The 21,907-nt window shown below is 64.3% G+C and carries 20 protein-coding genes; 17 read left to right on the top strand and 3 right to left on the bottom strand.

What is annotated here, in order from left to right; genetic code table 11:
- Positions 1–78 precede the first annotated feature (78 nt).
- On the bottom strand, positions 79–858 hold the full coding sequence (locus tag P9875_RS22995) for an AraC family transcriptional regulator (protein WP_099403630.1): 780 nt from the start codon (positions 856–858) through the stop codon (positions 79–81).
- A gap of 101 nt (positions 859–959) precedes the next feature.
- On the opposite strand from P9875_RS22995, the gene P9875_RS22990 reads away from it, so the two are divergent.
- Both P9875_RS22990 and P9875_RS22985 read left to right on the top strand, forming a co-directional pair.
- Positions 960–1,850, top strand: a complete 891-nt coding sequence (locus P9875_RS22990) for a DMT family transporter (RefSeq protein WP_278316699.1) — start codon at positions 960–962, stop codon at positions 1,848–1,850.
- A 38-nt stretch (positions 1,851–1,888) separates the two neighbouring features.
- Complete coding sequence (locus tag P9875_RS22985) at positions 1,889–2,476, top strand: O-methyltransferase (protein ID WP_099403631.1); 588 nt, start codon at positions 1,889–1,891, stop codon at positions 2,474–2,476.
- On the opposite strand, the gene P9875_RS22980 is transcribed toward P9875_RS22985, so the two are convergent.
- A complete protein-coding gene (locus P9875_RS22980) occupies positions 2,460–3,362 on the bottom strand; it encodes a LysR family transcriptional regulator (protein WP_278316698.1) in 903 nt (300 codons plus the stop codon). The two genes, P9875_RS22985 and P9875_RS22980, sit on opposite strands and share 17 nt — an antisense overlap.
- Before the next feature lie 84 nt (positions 3,363–3,446).
- Between P9875_RS22980 and P9875_RS22975 the strand changes: the two genes are divergently transcribed.
- From P9875_RS22975 to P9875_RS22915, 13 genes are all read left to right on the top strand, one after another.
- Positions 3,447–4,439, top strand: coding sequence for an aldo/keto reductase (locus P9875_RS22975; RefSeq protein ID WP_278316697.1), 993 nt, complete (start codon positions 3,447–3,449; stop codon positions 4,437–4,439).
- A gap of 123 nt (positions 4,440–4,562) precedes the next feature.
- Entirely contained in the window at positions 4,563–5,387 is an 825-nt protein-coding gene (locus tag P9875_RS22970; protein WP_200880276.1) for a CheR family methyltransferase, read from the top strand.
- 1 nt (position 5,388) lies between these two features.
- Positions 5,389–5,997: a chemotaxis protein CheB gene (locus P9875_RS22965; protein WP_035821099.1), complete on the top strand. Its 609-nt coding sequence runs from the start codon at positions 5,389–5,391 to the stop codon at positions 5,995–5,997.
- A gap of 106 nt (positions 5,998–6,103) precedes the next feature.
- A complete protein-coding gene (locus tag P9875_RS22960) occupies positions 6,104–7,228 on the top strand; it encodes a hybrid sensor histidine kinase/response regulator (protein ID WP_278316696.1) in 1,125 nt (374 codons plus the stop codon).
- The gene (locus tag P9875_RS22955) at positions 7,225–10,623 is read left to right on the top strand and encodes a PAS domain S-box protein (RefSeq protein ID WP_278316695.1); all 3,399 of its coding nucleotides are present in this window, start codon (positions 7,225–7,227) and stop codon (positions 10,621–10,623) included. The genes P9875_RS22960 and P9875_RS22955 overlap by 4 nt, the downstream gene beginning before the upstream one ends.
- Positions 10,624–10,671: 48 nt before the next feature.
- Positions 10,672–11,070, top strand: a complete 399-nt coding sequence (locus P9875_RS22950) for an MAPEG family protein (protein WP_278316694.1) — start codon at positions 10,672–10,674, stop codon at positions 11,068–11,070.
- A 116-nt stretch (positions 11,071–11,186) separates the two neighbouring features.
- Positions 11,187–12,866 (top strand): RecQ family ATP-dependent DNA helicase, encoded by a 1,680-nt coding sequence (locus P9875_RS22945; protein WP_278316693.1) that lies wholly within the window; start codon positions 11,187–11,189, stop codon positions 12,864–12,866.
- 86 nt (positions 12,867–12,952) lie between these two features.
- Positions 12,953–13,993 (top strand): ligase-associated DNA damage response exonuclease, encoded by a 1,041-nt coding sequence (locus P9875_RS22940; protein ID WP_278316692.1) that lies wholly within the window; start codon positions 12,953–12,955, stop codon positions 13,991–13,993.
- Positions 13,986–15,617, top strand: a complete 1,632-nt coding sequence (locus P9875_RS22935; protein WP_278316691.1) for an ATP-dependent DNA ligase — start codon at positions 13,986–13,988, stop codon at positions 15,615–15,617. The genes P9875_RS22940 and P9875_RS22935 overlap by 8 nt, the downstream gene beginning before the upstream one ends.
- A 7-nt stretch (positions 15,618–15,624) precedes the next feature.
- Positions 15,625–18,090, top strand: coding sequence for a ligase-associated DNA damage response DEXH box helicase (locus tag P9875_RS22930; RefSeq protein WP_278316690.1), 2,466 nt, complete (start codon positions 15,625–15,627; stop codon positions 18,088–18,090).
- A complete protein-coding gene (gene pdeM, locus P9875_RS22925) occupies positions 18,087–18,761 on the top strand; it encodes a ligase-associated DNA damage response endonuclease PdeM (RefSeq protein WP_278316689.1) in 675 nt (224 codons plus the stop codon). The genes P9875_RS22930 and pdeM overlap by 4 nt, the downstream gene beginning before the upstream one ends.
- A gap of 205 nt (positions 18,762–18,966) precedes the next feature.
- Positions 18,967–19,332: a KGG domain-containing protein gene (locus P9875_RS22920; protein WP_278316688.1), complete on the top strand. Its 366-nt coding sequence runs from the start codon at positions 18,967–18,969 to the stop codon at positions 19,330–19,332.
- Positions 19,333–19,576: 244 nt separating this feature from the next.
- A complete protein-coding gene (locus tag P9875_RS22915) occupies positions 19,577–19,840 on the top strand; it encodes a hypothetical protein (protein ID WP_278316687.1) in 264 nt (87 codons plus the stop codon).
- Between the two features lie 104 nt (positions 19,841–19,944).
- Here P9875_RS22915 and P9875_RS22910 read toward each other — a convergent pair whose 3' ends face one another.
- A complete protein-coding gene (locus tag P9875_RS22910) occupies positions 19,945–20,442 on the bottom strand; it encodes a pyridoxamine 5'-phosphate oxidase family protein (protein WP_278316686.1) in 498 nt (165 codons plus the stop codon).
- 263 nt (positions 20,443–20,705) lie between these two features.
- Between P9875_RS22910 and P9875_RS22905 the strand changes: the two genes are divergently transcribed.
- A complete protein-coding gene (locus P9875_RS22905) occupies positions 20,706–21,359 on the top strand; it encodes a PepSY-associated TM helix domain-containing protein (RefSeq protein ID WP_035821075.1) in 654 nt (217 codons plus the stop codon).
- Between the two features lie 31 nt (positions 21,360–21,390).
- Entirely contained in the window at positions 21,391–21,906 is a 516-nt protein-coding gene (locus P9875_RS22900; RefSeq protein ID WP_034783417.1) for a DUF2271 domain-containing protein, read from the top strand.
- Position 21,907: the final 1 nt, after the last annotated feature.

The following is a 21,907-nucleotide window of genomic DNA, read 5'->3' as shown; positions in this document are numbered from 1 at the left end:
CGTCCTTTTGCTCTCTGGAAAGATGTTTGAATTTTAGCATCCCCATATGACAAACCATGACAAAGCGGATCCGCTTTTTCAGCGCAGGCCGCGGCGGAACTGGTCGGGCGTGCCGCCGCTCTGGCGGCGAAACATGGCGATGAAGGCCGAGGCCGTGCTGTAGCCCAGTTCCAGCGCGATCGCCTGCACGGTGTCTCCCTGTTCCAGCAGGGGCAGGGCGGCCAGGAAGCGCTGGCGCTGGCGCCATTCGCCGAACGGCATGCCCAGTTCGCGCTGGCAGCGGCGCGCCAGGGTGCGCTCGGTCACGTGCAGTTGCGCGGCCCACTCCGCCAGTGAGCGGTTACTGCCCGGCTCCGCCTGCAGGGCGGCCAGCAGCGCCGCGATGACGGGTTCGTCGCTGCCGGGCAGGTAGTTGCGGCTGCACGGCGCCAGTTGCAGCTGGTCGACCAGCACCTGCGCCAGGCGCTGGTCGGCTTCGGTGGCGGGCGTGGTGACGTTTCTTTCTGCAAAGTCGCCGAGTATGGCTTTGAGCAAGGGACTCAATACCAGCGCGCACGGCTGGGCCGGCAGTTGTGCGCACAGGCTGGCGTCGATGTAGGCCGAGTGAAACACGACATCCTGGCGGATATAGCCGTCGTGCAAGGTCTCGGGCGGTATCCACACGGCGTACTGGGGCGGCGACAGGTAGCGCTGGCCCGCCACCATGATTTCCATCACGCCCGTGGAGCAATACGTGAGCTGGCCCCACGGATGGCTCTGGTAATCGAATTGCTGGTGCGCGTGGTAATCGTCGAGGCGAAAGTACACGGGATAGGGCAGGGTGTCGGAAACGGCGGGAAAATGCTGGTTGCTGGCCATGGTGTCTTTGTCCTGTTCTTCGCATCGTTTGTCCGGTATTCATTATATCCATGGAATCGGACCATGCGAAAATGGCGGTATTGAATAATGGAGTACGCCGCATGCAAGTGAAACACTATCTGTTACCCGTGATCGCCGTGCTGATCTGGGCCATCAATACCATCGTCAGCAAGATGGCCGTGGGCGTGATCGATCCGGCCGCCATCTCGTTCTACCGCTGGCTGCTGGCTGGCGTGCTGCTGGCGCTGGTGTTCGCCCGTCCCGTATGGAAGCAGCGGGCCGTGGTGAAGCCCTACCTTGGCAAACTGTTTGTGCTGGGCATGCTGGGCATGGTCATGTACCAGTGCCTCGCCTACATCGCCGCGCAAACGACGACGGCGACGAACATGGGCATCCTGGCGTCCATGATGCCGCTGCTGGCCGTCGGCCTGTCCGTGTTGCTGCTGGGCGAGGCGCCCACCGTGGGCGGCGTGTTTGGCGGTCTGATGTCGCTGCTGGGACTGGCCTACTTGCTCAGCCATGGCGACCCGGCCGCCCTGCTCGCCCATGGCGCGGCCGTCGGTGACGCCCTGATGCTGCTGGCGTGCCTGTCGTATGCGGGCTATGGCGTGTTGCTCAAGCGCTGGAAAATTCCCCTGAATAACTGGCATTCGCTGCTGATCCAGGTCTGGTGCGCCGTGCCCGTGCTGTTCGTGTATTACCTGAGCCAGTCCGCGCCGCCCGTCACCAGCGCCGGCCTGCCGCTGGTGCTGTTTGCCGGCATTCCCGCCTCGATCATCGCGCCGTTTCTGTGGATGCATGGCCTGGCCAAGCTGGGACCGAGCCGCGCGACGACCTTGATGAATCTGCTGCCTGTGTTCACGGTGATCATCGCCATGCTGTTCCTCGGCGAAACCCTGCACAGCTACGATGTGATCGGTGGCGGCGTGACCCTGCTGGGCGTGGTGATGGTGCAGTATCTGAAACGTCCGCTGCGCCGCGCACCGGCATAGTTTTTTTGCTATGCTGGTGTTTTGAACAAGGAGGCGCCATGCCAAGCATCGATACACTGTTGAGTGAACTGGAAGCATTTGGTAACAGCAACGATGCGGCGCACACGGCGCGGGCCAGCCGCATGCTCAACATCACGCGCGACACGGGCGAATTGCTGGCCGTAATGGTGCACGCGCGCGGCGCCCGGCGGGTGCTGGAAATCGGCACGTCGAACGGCTATTCCACCCTGTGGCTGGCGCGCGCCGTGCAGGCGCTGGGCGGCAAGGTGGTGACGGTGGAAAAGGCGCAGGACAAGTTCGACATGGCGCACGACAACTTTGTGCGCGCGCAATTGCAAGGCGTGATCGGTCAGCTGCTGGCGGACGCGGGCGACGTGCTGCGCGATGCGGCCGACGGCGCCTACGATTTCATCTTCCTCGATTCCGCGCGCCAGCAATACGCGCAGTGGTGGCCGCAGCTGGACCGCGCGCTGGCGGCCGGCGGCGTGCTGGTGGTCGACAACGCCAGTTCGCACTACGCGGACATGGCGGAGTTTCTTGAGGCCATCCGCGCCGACAGCCGCTACACGACGTGCCTGGCCACCGTCGGCAAGGGCGAATTCATCGCCGTCAAGGCCGGCAACTGATGTTCAGATGTTCTTGCGCCAGTTGGCGCAACAGGGGCAGGGACGCATGGCCCGTATCGGCCTGCCAGGCCAGGCCGATGCCGGCCGCCAATTCCTCGCCCTCCACCAATTTTCGGTAGGCCACGCCGTCCAGGCGCAGTGCGCGGAAGGAGTCGGCCAGCAGGGCCATGCCCTTGCCGGCCGCCACGTCGCCGAGCAGCACATGGTGATCGGGCGCTTCACGCAGGAAATGCGGCGCGAAGCCATGCCGGCGAAACACTTGCTGACAATGGTCGAAGAAGGCGGGCTGGCGCGCCCGTTCGAACCAGTAGACGGATTCCATCGAAATGTCGGCCAGGCTGAGCTTGCGCTTCTTCGCCAGCCGGTGGCCGGCGGGCAGGGCCAGCATCATGGCCTGGCGCGCCAGCGGCTGCACGGCCAGTTCGAACGTGGCGCTGGGTAGCGCGAGCAGGGCCGCATCGAGCTGGCCCTTGCGCACGCTAGCCACCAGGCGCGGCGAAGGCGCCGCCGTCAGCTCCAGACGGACATTGCCCAGCTGCCCCTCCAGCGCCGCCAGCAGCGGACGGAACAGGCCGGCCGCCACGGAGCTCGTCAGACCCAGGCGCAGGCGCGCGGGCGCGCTGTCTTGCCGCAGCGACGCTTGCGCCGTCTCCAGCAAATCGAGGATGTGCAGCGCCTGCGGCAGCAGCGTGCGTCCCGCTTGCGTCAAGGCCACGCCCTGCGTGTCGCGCTCGAACAGGCGCGCGCCCAGCTTGTCTTCCAGCCCTTTGATGGCGCGCGACAAGGGCGGCTGGGTCATGTGCAATTGCTCCGCCGCCTGGCGAAAGTTCAGGCAGCGGGCGACGGCGCAAAACAGGGTCAATGCGTGGGTATCGAGGGCTCTCATACCATAAAGGTATCACGAAATCAGGCATTCCCTTGCCGGTCGGCGCGGTCCAGACTGGCCGCATTGACAATGAGGGAGATCAACATGCAACTGCAACAACGACGGATCGGCAATAGCGGCTTGACCAGCTCGGCACTGGGCCTGGGCTGCATGGGCATGTCGGAATTTTATGGCGCCACGGACGAGGCGCAATCCCTGGCGACGCTGGAAGCGGCCCTGGCGGCCGGCGTGACCCTGTTCGACACGGCCGACGCCTACGGTTTCGGCCACAACGAGCAATTGCTGGGACGCTTCCTGGCGCGCCACCGGGGCCAGGCCCTGGTCGCCACCAAGTGCGGCCTGGCGCGCGAGGCGGGCAGTTATGCGCGCCGCGTCGACAATTCCCCCGCCTACATCCGCCAGGCGTGCGAAGCGTCGCTGAGGCGCCTGGGCGTGGAGAGCATCGACCTGTTCTATCTGCATCGCCTGAATCTCGAGACGCCACTGGACGAGTCGATGGGGGCGCTGGCGCAACTGCGGCAAGAGGGCAAGATCCGCGCCGTGGGCCTGTGCGAAGTGAGCGTCGCCACCTTGCGGCGCGCGGCGGCCATCTGCCCCGTGGCCGCCGTGCAGAGCGAATACTCGCTGTGGACGCGCGAACCGGAGCAGGGCGTGCTGGCCGCCTGCCGCGACATGGGCGCCAGTTTCTTTGCCTACAGTCCGCTGGGGCGCGGTTTCCTGACGGGCGCCATTGCCGATGCGGCCAGCCTGGACGCAGATGATTTCCGCCACTTCAATCCCCGCTTTGCGGCCGATAACCTGGCGCGCAACCAGGCCATCGTCGCGCAAGTCCGGGACATGGCGCGCGCAAAAGGCTGCACGCCGGGCCAGCTGGCGCTGGCCTGGCTGCTGGCGCAAGGCGATGACGTCATTCCCATCCCCGGTACCAAGCGCATCGCGTATCTGCACGACAACCTCGGCGCGCTGACCGTGCGGCTGGACGGGGCGGAACTGGCGGCGATGAACGCCGCCTTTCCTTTGGGCATGGCGGCCGGCGCGCGCTATACGGAGGAGGGCATGAAGGGCGTCGATGCCTGAAAAAAACGCGCGAGTGTACGCCAGCGTACCTAACTGACACTTTCTCTGCGGGATAATTGCCGGTGATCTGCTAGCATTTGGCAGGTTGTACCGTGTTCAACGGTCAGGTATCCGATGAGGTGGATGTTGTTAGATGACGATATTTTCGATATAGAACTGAAGTTATTGCTTGAGGGAATACTGCTGCGCTATCAGCACGATTTCCGTGATTATTCCGTGGCGTCGCTGCGCCGGCGCATGCGCCAGGCCATGGAGCGCTTCGGCTGCGCCAGCCTGTCGCAATTGCAGGACCGCATCTTGCACGAGCCGGCCATGTTCGCGCAGATGCTGCAGTTTTTCACTGTGCAAGTGAGCGAGATGTTCCGCGATCCCGCCTATTTTCGCGCCTTGCGCGAAAAAGTCGTGCCCATCCTGCATACCTATCCTTCCATCAAGATCTGGGTGGCCGGCTGCAGCAGCGGGGAAGAGGTATGGTCGCTGGCCATCTTGCTGGAAGAGGAAGGCTTGCTTGAGCGCAGCATGATTTACGCGACGGACATCAACGTGGAAGCGCTGGCCGCCGCCGAAGCGGGCATTTATCCGATCGAGCGCATCGCCCAGTTCAGCGAGAATTACCAGCTGGCGGGCGGCAAGCGTTCGCTGTCCGACTATTACACGGCGGCCTACAAGGGCGCCATCTTTGAGCGGCGCTTGCGGCGCCAGTTCGTCTTCGCCGACCACAGTCTGGCGACGGACAGCGTGTTTTCGGAGGTGCACATGGTTTCCTGCCGTAACGTCATGATTTACTTCAATAAAGACTTGCAAGACCGCAGCCTGGGCCTGTTCCACGAAGCACTGGTGAACCGGGGTTTCCTGGGGCTGGGCATGAAGGAAAGCCTGCATTTCAGCCGCCATGCGGCCAGCTTCAACGAGCTGAGTCCGGCTGAACGCATCTTCCAGCGTGCCTGACATGCTGCCAAGCTGCGACGTGGCGCCACCGCCCGCTGGCCTGCGCCTGATCGCCATCGGCGCCTCGGCCGGCGGCGTGGAAGCGCTGGGCATCGTGCTGCGTGCCTTGCCCGCTACCTGCCGCGCCACCGTGGTGGTGGTGCTGCACCTGGCGCCTGGCCGCTCGAGCCAGTTGCCGCATCTGTATGCGGAACGTTGCCAGTTGCCCTTGCGCGAGGCGCAGGACAAGGAGCCGCTGCAAGCCGGCACCGTGTATTTCGCCCCGCCCGATTACCACCTGCAAGTGGAACCCGATGGCTGTTTTTCCCTGTCGCAGGAAGCGCCCGTGTATTTTTCGCGCCCGTCCATCGACGTCCTGCTGGAAACGGCGGCCCTGGCCTATCGGCGCGCCATGCTGGCCATCATCCTGACGGGCGCCTCGGCCGATGGCGCGGCGGGCCTGGCGCGCGTGCGGCAACTGGGTGGCAGTGCCTGGGTGCAAGACCCGCAACGGGCCAGTTGTGGCATCATGCCGGCGGCCGCGCTCAAGCGGGCCGGTGCCGACCGCGTGCTCGATTTGCCGCAGATGGCTGCCAGCCTGGCATTGCTCGGCGATGGCGAACACAAGTGAATGGAAATAGTGCAGTGCGTGTAATATATGTGAGAATTGAAACAATGTTTATGTCCATATCGAAACACGATGGCATCTTGCCGTTGCGATGCCTGAAGATGACCCCGTGACAGCACCTATCCATATCCTCGTCGTTGACGACATCGCGCAAAACCTGGTCGCCGCCGAAGCCGTGCTGGCACGGCCCGGTATTGTCATCCTGAAGGCAAGCTCGGGCGCGCAAGCGCTGGAATTGCTGTTGACGCATGAAGTGGCGCTGGCCCTGATCGACGTGCAAATGCCGCAGATGGATGGCTTCGAACTGGCCGAGCTGATACGCGGCAGCGAGCGCACGCGCAGCATTCCCTTGATTTTCCTCACGGCCGCGTCGCGCGAACCGAGCTACAGTTTCCGTGGCTACGAGGCGGGCGCCGTCGATTTTCTCTACAAGCCCATCGACGTGAAAGCCTTGCAAAGCAAGGTGGCCGTGCTGGTCCAGCTGTACCAGCAAAAACGCGAATTGTCGGCCCAACTCGACGAGCTCAAGCATGCATTGCACCTGAATGAACTGTTCACGGCCGTGCTGGGCCACGACTTGCGTACGCCCTTGTCGGTGGTGATGAATGGCGCCATGCTGTTGCCGATGATGAGCGACCACCCGAAGGTGGTCGTCACGGCGCAGCGCATCGAAAGCAGCGCCAAGCGCATGGCGCGCATGGTCGACCAGTTGCTGGACCTGGCGCGCATCCGTTCCGGCACGATGGAGTTGCGCAGCAGCACGCACGACTACCTGGCGCTGGCGCGCGCCATCGTCGACGAGTTCGAGACGGCCGGCCAGGCCGCCCTTGTCGAGGTCAGCAGCGTGGGCGAGCTGCACGGGCTCTGCGATGCGGGCCTGTTGTCGCAAGTCATCTCGAATCTGTTAAGCAATGCCCTCACGCATGGCGAGCAGGGCGCGCCGGTGCAACTGGCCCTGGACGGACGCGACGCGGACAGCATTCAATTGCGCATCGCCAATCGCGGCGTCATCCCCGCCGCCTTGCTGCCGACCCTGTTCGAACCGTTCCAGCAGGCGGGCGAGAAGCGCAAGACGGGGCAGGGCCTGGGGCTGGGCCTGTACACGGTCAACATGTTCGTCAAGGCCCACGGTGGCACGGTCGAGCTCACTTCGACGGCTGCGCAGGGCACGCTGGCGACCGTGCGCATCCCGCGCCAGTGCCAGGTGCGCGTGCAAGCGGGACTGGCCACATGAGCGCGCCAGCCTGGCCGCGCGGCGGCGGCAACATGGGCGAACTGGTGCGCCAGCGCGACTGGTCCGCCACCAGCCTGGGCCCGCTCGATGGCTGGCCCGCCCATTTGCGCACCAGCGTCGACATCGTGCTCAACTCGCCGATGGCGATGGTGCTGATGTGGGGCCCGCAGCACGTGATGATTTACAACGACGACTACATCCACATCGCCGGGGCGCGCCATCCGGCGGCGCTGGGCGATACGGTGCCGGCCGTCTGGCCCGAAATCTGGGACTGGAACGCGCGCATCCTCGATGCGGGATTGCGCGGCGAGACGCAGGTGCACCGCGAATGCTGTTTGCCGCTGTTGCGCGATGGCCAGCGCGCGGACGTCTGTTTCGACCTGTATTACACGCCCGTGCATGGCGCTGACGGCCAGATCGATGGCGTGCTGTGCACGGCGCTGGAATTGACGGCGCGCATGGAAGAGGGGCGCCAGCTGAAGCTGGCCACGGCCGAGCTGGGCGAACTCAACACTACTTTGCAGGCCGAGAGCGAGGCCGTGCGCGCGGCCAACCGCCGCCTGGGCGAGGAGCGCGCGCTGCTGCGCGCCCTGTTCCAGCAGGCGCCCAGCTTCATGGCTCTGCTGCGCGGGCCGCGGCACGTGTTCGAACTGGCGAATGAGCATTATCTGCGCCTGGTGGGCCACCGCGATCTGCTGGGCAAGACAGTCGAAGCGGCCTTGCCTGAAGTCAAGGCGCAAGGTTTCATCGAACTGCTCGACCAGGTCTACCGCACGGGCGAACCTTACGAGGGGCGCCAGGTGAAGGTGGACTTGCAGACGGCGGACGGGCAGACGGGGCAGCGCCAGATCGATTTCGTCTACCAGCCCATCAAGGATGACGAGGGCGCGGTCACGGGTATCCTCGTCGAAGGCATCGACGTCACCGAGCGCATGGAAGGCGAGGAACGCTTGCGCCTGGCCCAGCAGGCCGGTGGCATCGGGACCTTCGAATGGTTCCCCGAGACGGGCGCGATGCTGGTGTCGCCCACCTTCCGCCGCCTGTGGGGCATTGCCGACGAGGAAGAAGTGACGGAACGCCTGCTGGTGAGCCTGGTCGATGCGCGCGACCAGCAAAAGGTCGGGCCCAGCAAGCTTGCTGTGGCGCCCAATCCCCTCGAATACGTGGAATATCGCATCCGCCGTCCCGCCGATGGCGCGCTGCGCTGGATCGCGCGCCAGGGCGAGGTGGTGGCCGGCCGCGTGCCGGGCCAGCGCCGCTACGTGGGCGTGTCGTTCGACGTGACGGAGCGGCGCCAGATCGAGGATGAACTGAACGCCAGCCAGGAGCGCATGGCCGCCATTTTCGGCCAGGCGTCGGTGGGCTTGTCCGAGCTGGGCCTCGACGGCAGTTTTCAGCGCGTTAACGGCGCCCTGTGCTGCATGCTGGGCCGTTCCGCCGAAGAACTGCTGAGCCTGAACATGAATGACATCATGCATCCGGCGGACGTGCCTGGCAACAGCGTGCTGTTCCAGCGCCTGGTGGAAACGGGTGAGTCGTTCTCGCTGGAAAAGCGCTACCTGAAACCCGATGGTTCGCAAGTGTGGGTGTCGAGCAATGTCAGCCGCCTGGTCGATGAGCAGGGTCATACGCGTTCCTTGATCGCCGTCAAGACGGACATCACGGATCGGCGCCGCGTGGAAAAAGCGCTGCATGAATTGAACGAAACGCTCGAGCACCGGGTCGAACAGGAAGTCAACGAGCGCACCAAGGCGGAAGACGCCTTGCGCCAGGCGCAAAAGATGGAAGCCGTGGGCCAGCTGACAGGGGGGATCGCGCACGATTTCAATAATGTGCTGCAAATCATTTCCGGTAATTTGCATTTGTTGCATCATCTGGCGGGCACGGATGGCTTGATGCGCCAGCGCCTGGACACGGCGATCGCCGCCGTCGAGCGGGGCGCCAAATTGTCGTCGCATCTGTTGGCGTTTGCGCGGCGCCAGCCCTTGAAACCCGTGGTGGCCGACCTGGCGCGCGTGGTGCGCAACATGGATGCCTTGTTGCGGCGCGCCTTGGGCGAAGCGATCGACATCGTGCTGGTGGGCGGCGGCGGACTGTGGAATACCCTGGTCGACCGCAGCCAGATCGAGAACGTCATCCTCAACCTGGCCATCAATGCGCGCGACGCCATGGATGGCGCGGGCAAGCTGACCATCGAGCTGGGCAATGTCGTGCTCGACGAACAGTATGTGCACAACCTGGTCGATGTGCCGGCCGGCCAGTACGTGATGCTGTCGGTGACGGACACGGGCCGCGGCATGAGCGGCGCCGTCCTGCAGCGCGCGTTCGAGCCGTTTTTCACGACGAAGCCGGAAGGCGCGGGCACGGGCCTGGGTTTGTCGATGGCGTACGGCTTTGTCACGCAAAGCCGTGGCCATATCCGCATTTACAGTGAACCTGGCGTGGGCACGGGAGTCAAAATCTATTTGCCCCGCTCCCTGATGGCGGAAGCGGACGAGGAACTGGAATTGAGCGGCGTCGTCACGGGCGGCACGGAAACGGTGCTGGTGGTGGAAGACGACGTCGGTGTGCGCACCACCGTGGTCGACATGCTCGGTGCGCTGGGCTACAAGGTGCTCAAGGCCGAGGATGGTGAAAGCGCGCTGGCCGTGCTGCACAGCGGCGCGCAGATCGATTTGCTGTTTACGGACGTGATCATGCCCGGTCCCGTCAGCAGCACGGAGATGGCGCTGCAGGCGCGCCAATTGCAGTCCGATATCGCCGTGCTGTTTACGTCGGGCTACGCGCAGGATGTCATCGTGCACGAGGGCAGGCTCGACGCAGGAGTGGAATTGCTTAGCAAACCCTACCGGCGCGAAGAGCTGGCACGCAAGCTGCGCCATGTGCTGGCCAATCGCCAGCAGCAAATGCGTGCGCGCCAGTTTGAGCGGTCCGGCGCGCCGGTGGCCGGCATTCAGGCGGACGGCAGCACGGCGTCCAGCGTGCTGGGCGGTGGCACGCCGGGGCTGGACTTGACGGGCCATGCGCCAACACCGCAGGGTGACATGCCGACATCGATGAAAATACTCGTGGTGGAAGACAATCTCGATTCCCAGCTGATGGTGTGCGAACTGGTGGGCATGCTGGGCCACACGGTCAGCGGCGTGTCCGATGGCGAAGCGGCGTGGGAATTGCTCAACGAGCAAGACTTCGATATCCTGTTTACGGATGTCAGCCTGCCCGGCATGTCCGGCATCGCGCTGGCGCGCATGGTGCTGCGCGACAAACCGGACATGCGCATCATCTTTTCCACTGGCTATGGCAAGGAATCGATGGATGAGCTGGGCTTTTCCGCCAGCGTCTTGCGCAAGCCTTATGATTTGATGGAGTTGCAAGCGGCACTCGACCAACCCTGACGGGCACGCGCCGGCATGGCTTGCCCGTCTCACCCGCAGAGGTAAGGCATGACCCCTGAACTGACGATGCTGGCTTGTACTTTGGTGCTGGCGCTGCTGCAAATCCTCCTGCCCGCGCTGTTTCGCACGCGCGAAACGGGCACGGCCTATAACGTGAGCGCGCGCGACGGCGACGGGCCGCCCGTGGGCAAGATCACGGCCCGCTTGCGGCGGGCCCAGGCAAACCTGTTCGAAACCTTGCCCCTGTTCGCCGCCGCCGTGCTGATCGTCCACGTGACGGCGCAGGAAAGCGCGCTGACCCTGTACGGCACGGCCCTGTACCTGGCCGCGCGCGTGCTGTATTTACCCCTGTATGCGTTTGGCGTGCCCGTCGTGCGCACGCTCGTCTGGTGCGTGTCGATTGCCGGCCTGCTGATGCTGTTCTGGGCCATCCTGTTTACTTCTTGAAGTCCTACACGGGCTGTGGCAGCCGTCCTATGGCGGCGCGCCAGGCCCGGCCGTAAAGTAACTGCAGCCAGGCGCAAGGGCGCCGGCATGGCGCTTTTACTTTTGGGATAGCAATCATGCAGGCTACTGCGAACCAATCCGGCAAGTCCGGCAAGCACATACAGCGCCTGCTGCGCACGGTCTTTGGCGTGACGCGGTTGCGCGCGGGCCAGCAAGACGTCATCGACAGCGTGCTGGCCGGGCGCGACACCCTGGCCATCATGCCCACCGGCAGCGGCAAGTCGCTGTGCTACCAGTTGCCCGCCGCGCTATTGCCGGGCGCCACTTTGGTCGTGTCGCCGCTGATTTCGCTGATGAAAGACCAGCTGGAAAAACTGCATGAACTGGGCATCACGGCCGTGCAGCTCAACAGCAGCCTGTCGCGCACCGAAGAGGACGAGGCCATCGCCCGCATCAGCCAGGGTGGCAGGCTCATCATCTTTTGCACGCCGGAACGCCTGGCCAGCCCCGATTTTCTGTCCCTGCTGGCCAGTGCGCCGCCCAGCCTGGTCGTCATCGATGAAGCCCATTGCATTTCCCAGTGGGGCCACGACTTCCGTCCCGCCTACCTGGAAATCGCGGCCGCCCTGCGCGCACTGGGCCGTCCGCCCGTGCTGGCGCTGACGGCCACGGCCACAGGGGAAGTGATCGACGATATCGACACGCAGCTGGAAGCGCGCAAGCTGCAGGTCATCAATACCGGCATCTACCGCGCCAATTTGCGCTACCGCGTGATCCAGGTGACGAATGCCGGAGAGAAACAGGACGAAGTCTTGCGCCTGCTGCGCGAGACGGCCGGCGTGGGCATCGTGTATGCGGCCACCGTCAAGGCCGTCGAGGATCTGGCGGCGCGGCTGGCGGAACTGGGCGAGAGCGTCACGTGCTACCACGGCAAGCTGGCGGCGCGCGAGCGCAAGCACAACCAGGACTTGTTCATGAATGGCGAACGCCGCATCATGGTCGCCACCAATGCTTTCGGCATGGGCATCGACAAGCCCGACACGCGCTTCGTCATCCACTTGCAGGTGCCTGCCAACCTGGAAGCGTACTACCAGGAATCGGGCCGGGCAGGGCGGGACGGCTTGCCCGCCGACTGCACCTTGCTGTATTTCCAGGAAGACAAGCGGGTGCAGCAATTCTTTCTGGCCAAGCACTATCCCACGGCGGAAGAAGTGGCGGCCATCGTGGCGGCCGCGCAAACATTGCCAGCCACGTTTGCGTTCGCTGCGCTGGCGTCCAGCTTGCCCGAGTTTTCCGACGGCCACTTGAAGGTCTGCCTGAAATTGTTAAAAGACGGCAAGCTGCTGCGCCAGGACCGCAAGCTGGGCTACCGCTTGACAGCGCCGTCGTCCGCCACGCCTTCGTATGCGCAACTGGCGCAGATCTATGTCGACAAGCAGGAGCGCGACAAGCAAGCGCTCGAGCAGATGGTGGCATATGCGCAAAGCGGCCTGTGCCGCTGGAAACTGCTGCTCGATTACTTTGGCGATGCGGGCGATTTTGAGCGCTGCTGCACCTGCGACAATTGCCTGTCGCCGCCCGCGCTGGCCGCGCCCATCTCCCTCGACGAGTTCCCTCCAGCGCCTGCCGAAGCGCCGCCGCCCGCGCCGGCGCCCCAGATCGCCGTCGGCAGCCGCGTGCGCGTACCGCGCTACCAGATTGGCACCGTGCTGTCGGTCGCGGGCGACCAGGTCACGATTGCCTTTCCGGAAAACACCACGCGTACTTTCATGGCGGAGTTCGTTGTCCCTGCGTGAAGCCATGGTGCGCTGCCGAACAGTGATCTGGTGCAAGCGCGCTAGAATCAGCCCATTCCAACACGGTTTTTCGTAGGGAGCCGGGCATGGCAGACATGGTGGTGGTGCGCAAGGAAGGCTTGTATTGTGTGCCGGGTCAGTTCTATATCGACCCGTGGCGCCCCGTAGAGCGCGCCATCATCACCCATGCACATGCCGACCATGCGAGAGTTGGCCACCGGCATTACCTGTGCGCCGCGCCCGGCGAGCAGGTGCTGCGTGCGCGCCTGGGCGCCGTGTCCATCCAGGCCCTCGCGTATGGCGAGAGCATCGACCATCACGGCGTGCGCGTGTCATTGCATCCGGCCGGCCACGTGCTGGGTTCGGCCCAGGTGCGCATGGAAGTGGGCGGTGAAGTGTGGGTGGCGTCGGGCGACTACAAGCTGCAGCCCGACCCCACTTGCGCACCGTTCGAGCCCGTGCGCTGCGATACTTTTATTACGGAATCGACGTTCGGCCTGCCCATCTACCGCTGGCAGGCGCCGCAGGAAATCAATGATGACATCAACCAGTGGTGGCGCAGGAATGCGGCCAAAGGGCGCACCAGCGTGCTGTTCTGCTATGCCTTCGGCAAGGCGCAGCGCATCCTGGCCGGGCTCGATTCTTCCATCGGTCCCATCATCTGTCATGGCGCGGCGCAGGCCTTGACGCAGGTCTACCGCGAATCGGGCGTGGCCTTGCCCGCCACCGTGATGGTGAGCGACGTGACGGACAAGGCGGCCCTGAAGACGGCGATGGTGATCGCGCCTCCATCGGCTGCCGGTTCGCCATGGATGAAGCGCTTCGGCGACTACAGCGATGCGTTCGCCAGCGGCTGGATGCTGCTGCGCGGCGCGCGCCGGCGGCGTGGCGTGGACCGGGGTTTTGTCCTGTCCGACCATGCGGACTGGCCCGGCCTGATGCAAGCGATCAAGGCCACGCAGGCCGAACGCATCATCGTCACGCATGGCGCGATTCCCGTGATGGTGCGCTGGCTGCAGCAGAACGGCTGGCAGGCGGGCGGCTTCGAGACGGAGTATGGCGACGACGAGGCCGATGACGGCGTGCCCGGTGCGTCCACGGCAGCGGAGGACGTCGCCCATGCGTGACTTTGCCCGGCTGTACGCGGAACTCGACGAGACGACCTCCACCAGCCGCAAGCTGGCGGCGCTGCAAGCCTATTTTCGCGGCGCCTCGCCCGAGAATGCGGCCTGGGCCGTGTACTTCCTGGCCGGCGGCAAGCCGCGCCAGGCCGTGCCCACCAAGTTGCTGCGCGAGTATGCGACCGAGCGGGCTGGCCTTGACGCCTGGCTGTTCGACGAGGCCTATCACGCCGTGGGCGACCTGGCCGAAACCATCGCCCTGATCCTGCCCGCGCCCACCAAACGCAGCGACATCGGCCTGGCCGAGTGGGTCGAACAGCGCATCGCACCGTTGCGCGGCGCGCCGCCCGAGACCATCCGCGCCGACTTGCTGGCCTACTGGGATGAGCTGGAAACGCGCGAACGCTTCCTGCTGATCAAACTGATCGGCGGCGGCTTTCGTGTGGGCGTGTCAAAGCTGCTGGTGACGCGCGCGCTGGCCTCCATCGCCGCCGTCGACAGCAAGCTGATCGCCCAACGCCTGATGGGCTGGACCGATGGCAAGGTCAGCCCCACGGGCGCGGGTTTTCTCAAACTGATCGCCGCGCAGTCGGACGGCGAACATGCGCTGCGCGGCGGCCAGCCGTATCCGTTTTTCCTCGCACATCCCTTGCAGGCGGGGCCGGAGAACTTGGGCGACGTCGGCGACTGGCTGGCCGAATGGAAATACGACGGCATGCGCGCCCAGCTGCTGCGCCGCGAAGGCGTGAACTGGCTGTGGTCGCGCGGCGAGGAATTGATCACGGAGCGCTTTCCCGAACTGGCGCAGCTGACTTTGCCCGAAGGCACCGTGCTCGATGGCGAAATCCTCGTCTGGCAGCCGGGCGACGTGCCCGCGCCATTTGCTGATCTGCAACAACGCATGGGCCGCAAGAGCGTCTCGCCCAAGCTGCTGGCCGAGCTGCCGGCCGTGCTCGTGGCCTACGATGTGCTGGAACTCGATGGCGTGGACGTGCGCCAGCTGCCCCAGATCGAGCGCCGCGCGCTGCTGGAAAGCGTCGTGGCCGGCGTGAACTCTCCCGCGCTGCGTTTGTCGCCGCGCATAGCGGCGGCAAGCTGGGAGGCGCTGGCGGCCATCCGCAGCGAATCGCGGGCGCGCGGCGTGGAAGGCTTGATGCTCAAGGCCGTGTCGGCCGTGTATGGCGTGGGCCGCACGAAAGATGTGGGCACCTGGTGGAAGTGGAAGATCGACCCGTATGCCGTCGACGCCGTGCTGATCTACGCCCAGGCGGGCCACGGCCGGCGCGCGTCGCTGTACACGGATTACACGTTTGCCGTGTGGGATGACGTTGAGGAAGGGGAACGTAAGCTGGTGCCGTTCGCCAAGGCGTATTCCGGTTTGACGGATGCGGAAATCGGGCAAGTCGATGCCGCCATCCGCAAGACGACGATAGAAAAATTCGGCCCCGTGCGCAGCGTCAAGCCGACGATGGTGTTCGAGATCGGCTTCGAAGGCATCGCCGCGTCCAGCCGGCACAAGGCGGGCATCGCCGTGCGCTTTCCCCGCATCCTGCGCCGGCGCGAAGACAAGACCATCGCCGACGCGGACACCCTGGCCACCTTGAAGGCCATGCTGGCGCAAAACACATGAGCAAGCGATGAGCAAAAGCGCGCTGGCGCAGCGCATCGACGCCTGGTTCGGCATGCGCGGCTGGTCCATATTCCCGTTCCAGCGCGCCGTCTGGCGTGCGGCTGCACAGGGGCAATCGGGTCTGCTGCATGCGAGCACGGGTTCGGGCAAGACCTATGCCGTCTGGTTCGGCGCCTTGCTGCGCGCCGAGCGCCTGACGCGCAAAGCTAAAAAACAGGGCTTGCGCGTGCTGTGGATCACGCCCATGCGGGCGCTGGCGGCCGACACCGTGCGCGCCTTGCAAGCGTCTGGCGCGGAGCTGGTACCCGGCTGGCGCATCGAGGCGCGCACGGGCGATACCAGCGCCGCGCAGCGCGCGCGGCAGGCGAAGGCCTGGCCCGACGTGCTGGTGACCACGCCGGAAAGCCTGTCATTGATGCTGAGCCAGGTGGATGCCAAGGACCGATTCAGCTTGCTGGAAACCGTGATCGTCGACGAGTGGCATGAATTGATGGGCAGCAAGCGCGGGGTGCAGGTGCAGCTGGCGCTGGCCCGCTTGCGCCGCTGGAATGATACGTTGATGACGTGGGGCCTGTCGGCCACCCTGGGCAATCTGCGGCAGGCGCAGGACGTCTTGCTGGGCGAGGAAAACGCTGGCGTGCTGGTGGAAGGGAAAGTCAAAAAGCGCATCCTCGTCGACAGCCTGATCCCCGCCAACCCCACGCGCTTTCCCTGGGGCGGCCACCTGGGCATTCAGATGCTGCAACCGCTGATCGCCGAGATCGAAGGCAGCGCCACCACCCTCGTGTTTACCAACACGCGTTCGCAGGCCGAACTGTGGTACCAGCATCTGCTCGATGCGCGGCCCGACTGGGCGGGCTTGATCGCCCTGCACCACGGTTCGCTGGACCGCGAAGTGCGCGAGTGGGTCGAACAGCACTTGAAGACGGGCGAACTGAAAGCCGTCGTCTGCACCTCCAGCCTGGACCTGGGCGTCGATTTCCTGCCCGTCGAGCGCGTGCTGCAAGTGGGCAGCGCGAAAGGCATCGCGCGCCTGGTGCAGCGGGCCGGGCGCAGCGGCCACGCGCCGGGACGCATTTCGCGCGTCACCCTGGTGCCCACCAACAGCCTGGAATTGCTGGAAGCGGCTGCTGCCCGGGCCGCCCTTGCGCAAGGCCACCTGGAAGCGCGGCCCGTGCCGGACAAGCCGCTCGACGTGCTGGTGCAGCACCTGGTGACGATCGCGCTGGGTGGCGGTTTTCAGTCTGCCGAACTGTACGCGGAAGTGCGCGCGGCCTGGTCGTACCGGGACCTGACCTTGGAGGAGTGGCAATGGGCGCTCGATTTCGTTGCGCGCGGCGGGCAAAGCCTCACCGTGTATCCGGAATACCGCAGGGTGCTGCCGGACGAGGAGGGCGTGTACCGCGTGCCGGACGCGGCGCTGGCGCGGCGCCACCGCATGAGCATTGGCACCATCGTGTCGGAGGCGGCGATTCAGGTCAAGTTCCTCGGTGGCGGCCGCATCGGCAGCATCGAGGAATCATTCATCGCGCGCCTGAAGTCGGGCGACCATTTTTTGTTTGGCGGGCGCATCCTGGAATTCGTGCGCGTGCACGAAATGACGGCCTACGTGCGACGCGCAACAGGCAGCCGCGGCGCCGTGCCGCGCTGGCAGGGCGGCAAGATGCCGCTGTCGTCGGAACTGGCGCACGCCGTGCTGGACCAGTTGCAGCTGGCGCAGGAAGGCAAGGCCAGCGGCCCGGAAATGCGCGCGCTGGCGCCGCTGCTGGCCATCCAGCAGGCATGGTCGAGCCTGCCCACGCGCGCGACCTTGCTGCTGGAAACCCTGTCCAGCCGCGAAGGCCACCACTTGTTCGTGTATCCATTTGCGGGACGCTCCGTGCACCTGGGCCTGGCGTCATTGCTGGCTTACCGCATCGCGCGCGTGCAGCCGGCGACCTTGTCGATCGCCGTCAACGATTACGGCTTTGAATTGCTGGGTGCGGACGACATCGATTTTTCTCCGCTGTTGATTGGTGCCAGCGGCGCCGGTATTGCCCTGTTCAGCACGGACAACTTGCTGGAAGACGTGCTGGCCAGCCTGAATGCGACGGAATTGTCGCAGCGGCGCTTCCGCGAAATCGCCCGCATCGCGGGATTGGTGTTCCAGGGCTATCCAGGCCAGCCGAAAAGCGCGCGCCAGCTGCAGGCCTCGTCCTCGCTGTTTTTTGAAGTGTTCCGCAAGCACGATGCGGCCAATTTGCTGCTCACGCAGGCACAGCGCGAAGTGCTGGAACAGGAACTGGAATTGACGCGCCTGCGCGCCACCTTGCGCGAGCTGCATGGACGGCGCATTTCCCTGCAGCCGCTGGAGCGGGCCTCGCCCTTTGCCTTCGGCCTGATGGTCGAGCGCTTCCGCGAACAGCTGACGACGGAAAAACTGTCGGACCGGGTGGCGCGGCTGGTCAGCGCGCTGGAAAAGGCGGCCGCATGAGTGAGTCGCGGCATGCGCACTGCGTGGTGGAACTGGCCGGCGAGATTCTATGGCTGCTGGCGCACAAGGCCGGGTACTGGCCGGCGCGCAAGATGCTGGTCATCGCCGACATCCATTTCGGCAAGGCGGCCGCGTTCCGCGCGCTGGGCATGCCCGTGCCGCGCGGCACCACCACGCAAAACCTGCTGGCGCTCGACGCCTTGCTGGCCAGTTACGCTTGCGAGGAAATCGTCTTTCTCGGCGACTTTCTGCACGCGCGCGCCGCGCATGCGCCCGCCACCGTGGCCGCCATGCTGGCCTGGCGCGCGCGCCATCCGGGCCTGCGCCTGACGGTGGTGCGCGGCAACCACGATGCCCATGCGGGCGACCCGGCCGCCGCGCTGGGGATACGCATGGTCGATGAACCGCACCAGGTGGGCAAGCTGTCGTTTTGCCATCACCCGGACACCGCCGCGCCCGGCTATGTGCTGGCCGGCCACGTGCATCCCGTGTTTCACTTGCGCGCTGAAAGAGGCGGCTTGCGCCTGCCGTGTTTCCTGCTGGGCCAGCAGCGCGCCATCCTGCCCTCGTTTGGCGCATTTACGGGCGGCCATGCGGTGCGGCCAGCCGCTGGCGAACGTGTCTACGTGACGGCCGACGCGGCGGTTTTCGCACTACCCGCTAACTGCTGAGTGTCTGGTACTTTTGGTGGAAAACTGAAAGTAACTGCGCCACCGTGGGCGGGACTCATCCTACATGCGCTCTTGCCATCCTCCTATTTCTTGTGCCCCATGTGCGCACTAAGATGACGGTTCCCTTGCCATGCGAGGGGGAAGAATTGCATGGTTTGCATTGTTTTTTGCATTGTTTCTGATTCCATCGATTAAGGAGATCATCATGGCCACATCGAGCGACAATAAACAGCAAGGTAGTAAAACCAGTAGCAGCAGTAGCAGCAGCGGCAACAAGCAAAGCGATACCAGCAAACGGGGTTTCGCTTCCATGGATCCCGCCCAGCAGCGTGAAATCGCCAGCGAAGGCGGACGTGCTGCGCATGAAAAGGGCACGGCGCATGAGTTCACGTCGGAAGAGGCCCGCCGCGCAGGCAGCCAAAGCCACAAGAACGATGCCAACCGGCAAAGCGCTTCCAGCTCCAGCGGGTCGCGCGACAATGCCAGCATGAACCAGGATGGCGGCCGCGACAGTGGCAACAAGCAAAGCGGCGGTTCGGGATCCAGTTCGGGGTCGCGCAACAAGCAGTAAGAAGCAGTAACAAGTAGTCACGAGCAGTAGCAAGCAGTAGTAAGTGAGCATGACCAGCGGCAGGCAGGCACGCCGCTGGTCATGTCGCATCTGTCCGCTTGCCGCACAATTTTGATGCAATGCAGCAGCCATGAACTATGATGAATGAGCTGGGCCGGCAAGGTGCAATCACCGTGCCATCACCTCGCAGTCAACTTGCAGCCAACTTGCACTCAGGTACTCACTCACGATCAGGGAGAAGATAATGGGCAACTCGAATACGCCGCCAGCGGGCAATAGCCAGGGCGGCACGCCATCCACGGCGGGCAGCAAGCAAAGCACGGCCGATTCGGCCGAAAACTTTGTGCTGGTCGATAGCGAGCAAGGCCTCGATATCGGCGACGATCTGTTTTCCATCGGCGAAGTACGGCGCGCCGACCGCTTGCCCCATCACCAGTCCGGCCTCGCCGGACAGAGCCGACAGAGCGCCGACGATGCGCCGGACACCACGGGCAGTACGGGCGTCTGAGCTTCCCTTCCTGACTGTTTGATCATCCCCACAGGGCCAGCCGTCAGGCGTGTTCGCACACGCCGACTGGCCCGCATGCGCGCGGGTAAATCAGGAAGGCTCCGCTACAGGTCGACCCGTCCATGTTCGCCCAGGTCCTTCGGCGGCTCGCCCGTAATGGCGGCCCTGGCCATCTCATAGAATTGCATCATCTTGCTGGCGCTGCTATCCCAGTACTCGGCCGACTGTATCGTCACCTTGATCAGCGACAGCTTCGGATCGTCGAGTCCGCCCGGGAACCAGGCTTTTACGAGCGGGTTCCACAATTCCTCCGCCTTGGCGCGGTCCTTCAGCAGCTGCGCGTGGCCGCAGACGGAGACATACAGGCTGTCGCCCGTGTCGACAAAGCTGACGTTGACTTGCGGATTGTTCAGCAAGTCGCGCGTGTAGGCGGCATCGTCCGAGACAAAAAACCAGATTTGCCCTTCGCTGTCGACCTGCTGCTGCGTCAACGGCCGGCTGGTGAGGGTGCGCATGTCGTCGCTGGTGGTCAGCATGCCGAATTTGACGTCCTTGATCTTGGCCGCGATGCTGGCCAGTTGTTCGCTGGAATACGCTTGCATGGGTGTGCTCCTGTTTGATTGTCCTGAACAACAGCATAGACGGGCATGGCACGCGGCTCTGTACGGCAGCTTACTTAGCAGCCCAGCTTTGTTTCAAAGCTGTTACAAAACGCTGGCCCGGCGGAGCGCCCCATGTATTGACTTAATAAATGATAATCATTATCATTTGTTTGAAAATATAAGCATGCACTTTGATTGAAGGATGGGAATGAAGCACACTGACTTGTCGCGCCACCTGGCCCGCTCCTTGCCGGGAGCGCTTGATGGGTAATGCGGGCGCAGCGGACAAGGCCAAGAACAACGCCAGCCGCGCCGTCTGGCTGAAGAATTTGCATCAATGGCACTGGATCAGTTCCGCGCTTTGCCTGCTGGGCATGTTTCTGTTCGCCATTACCGGCATCACCCTGAACCACGCTGGCCAGATCGAATCCAAGCCGTCCATCACGCGCCAGAAGGCGGAGCTGCCGGCGCCCCTCGTCACGCAACTGGCCGCCTATGCCGCCAAGCACGATGGCGCCAACGCGCCCATGCCGGCCGCGGCCGAAGCCTGGCTCAAGCAGCAATGGTCGCTCAATGCGGGCGGGCGTCCCGCCGAATGGTCGATCGACGAAGTGTATCTGCCGCTGCCCAAGGCGGGCGGCGACGCCTGGGTGCGCATCGGCCTCGAAGACGGGGCCGCCGAATATGAATTGACGGACCGGGGCTGGGTATCCTGGCTCAACGATGTCCACAAGGGCCGCAACACGGGCGTGGCGTGGAGCTGGTTCATCGACATCTTTGCCGGCGCCTGCATCGTGTTTTGCCTGACGGGGCTATTGATTTTGAAATTCCACGCGGCCAACCGGCCATTTACCTGGCCGATGGTGGGTCTCGGTATCTTGATACCTTGCGCGATCGCCTTGCTGTTTATCCATTGATCGTTTTTATTTTCCTTTTTACAGGCACACCATGAAATTACGCTACTCCCTGGCGCTTGGCCTTCCCCTGATCGGTACGTCGGCGATGGCGGCCGACCTGGCCCTCAAGATTGAAATCCCACAACTGAACGTGGCGGAATACCACCGTCCCTACGTGGCGGCGTGGCTGGAAACGGCGGACCAGAAGGTCGTCGGCAATCTGACGGTGCTGTATGACGTGAAAAAGAAGGACAAGGCAGGCGAAAAATGGCTGAAGGACATGCGCCAATGGTGGCGCAAGAGCGGCCGCGACCTGGCCATGCCGGTTGACGGCGTCAGCGGCGCCACGCGTGCGCCGGGCGAGCATACCCTGACTTTCCCCGGCGCCAAGGCCTTGCTCGACAAGCTGCCGGCCGGCGAATACCAGGTGGTGGTGGAAGCGGCGCGCGAAGCGGGTGGACGCGAACTGGTGCGCGTGCCGTTCCAGTGGCCGCTGAAATCGGCCCAGTCCGTGCCTGCCAAAGGCAAGGAAGAACTCGGCAATGTCGTCGTCCAACTCAAACCATAAG

The sequence above is a fragment of the Janthinobacterium rivuli genome (genome assembly GCF_029690045.1).
Classification (GTDB): domain Bacteria; phylum Pseudomonadota; class Gammaproteobacteria; order Burkholderiales; family Burkholderiaceae_D; genus Janthinobacterium; species Janthinobacterium rivuli.
Note: the sequence above shows the minus strand (reverse complement) of the source record. Positions and strands in the feature narration are given on the sequence as shown.

Bases quoted from the DNA above. Each gene is read 5' to 3' on its own strand.
- P9875_RS22920 (WP_278316688.1), top strand. From the start codon at position 18,967: ATGGCCACATCGAGCGACAATAAACAGCAAGGTAGTAAAACCAGTAGC.
- P9875_RS22900 (WP_034783417.1), top strand. From the start codon at position 21,391: ATGAAATTACGCTACTCCCTGGCGCTTGGCCTTCCCCTGATCGGTACG.
- P9875_RS22995 (WP_099403630.1), bottom strand. From the start codon at position 858: ATGGCCAGCAACCAGCATTTTCCCGCCGTTTCCGACACCCTGCCCTAT.
- P9875_RS22975 (WP_278316697.1), top strand. From the start codon at position 3,447: ATGCAACTGCAACAACGACGGATCGGCAATAGCGGCTTGACCAGCTCG.
- P9875_RS22990 (WP_278316699.1), top strand. From the start codon at position 960: ATGCAAGTGAAACACTATCTGTTACCCGTGATCGCCGTGCTGATCTGG.
- pdeM (WP_278316689.1), top strand. From the start codon at position 18,087: ATGAGTGAGTCGCGGCATGCGCACTGCGTGGTGGAACTGGCCGGCGAG.
- P9875_RS22955 (WP_278316695.1), top strand. From the start codon at position 7,225: ATGAGCGCGCCAGCCTGGCCGCGCGGCGGCGGCAACATGGGCGAACTG.
- P9875_RS22945 (WP_278316693.1), top strand. From the start codon at position 11,187: ATGCAGGCTACTGCGAACCAATCCGGCAAGTCCGGCAAGCACATACAG.
- P9875_RS22930 (WP_278316690.1), top strand. From the start codon at position 15,625: ATGAGCAAAAGCGCGCTGGCGCAGCGCATCGACGCCTGGTTCGGCATG.
- P9875_RS22935 (WP_278316691.1), top strand. From the start codon at position 13,986: ATGCGTGACTTTGCCCGGCTGTACGCGGAACTCGACGAGACGACCTCC.
- P9875_RS22915 (WP_278316687.1), top strand. From the start codon at position 19,577: ATGGGCAACTCGAATACGCCGCCAGCGGGCAATAGCCAGGGCGGCACG.
- P9875_RS22905 (WP_035821075.1), top strand. From the start codon at position 20,706: ATGGGTAATGCGGGCGCAGCGGACAAGGCCAAGAACAACGCCAGCCGC.
- P9875_RS22985 (WP_099403631.1), top strand. From the start codon at position 1,889: ATGCCAAGCATCGATACACTGTTGAGTGAACTGGAAGCATTTGGTAAC.
- P9875_RS22910 (WP_278316686.1), bottom strand. From the start codon at position 20,442: ATGCAAGCGTATTCCAGCGAACAACTGGCCAGCATCGCGGCCAAGATC.
- P9875_RS22950 (WP_278316694.1), top strand. From the start codon at position 10,672: ATGACCCCTGAACTGACGATGCTGGCTTGTACTTTGGTGCTGGCGCTG.
- P9875_RS22965 (WP_035821099.1), top strand. From the start codon at position 5,389: ATGCTGCCAAGCTGCGACGTGGCGCCACCGCCCGCTGGCCTGCGCCTG.
- P9875_RS22970 (WP_200880276.1), top strand. From the start codon at position 4,563: ATGTTGTTAGATGACGATATTTTCGATATAGAACTGAAGTTATTGCTT.
- P9875_RS22980 (WP_278316698.1), bottom strand. From the start codon at position 3,362: ATGAGAGCCCTCGATACCCACGCATTGACCCTGTTTTGCGCCGTCGCC.
- P9875_RS22940 (WP_278316692.1), top strand. From the start codon at position 12,953: ATGGCAGACATGGTGGTGGTGCGCAAGGAAGGCTTGTATTGTGTGCCG.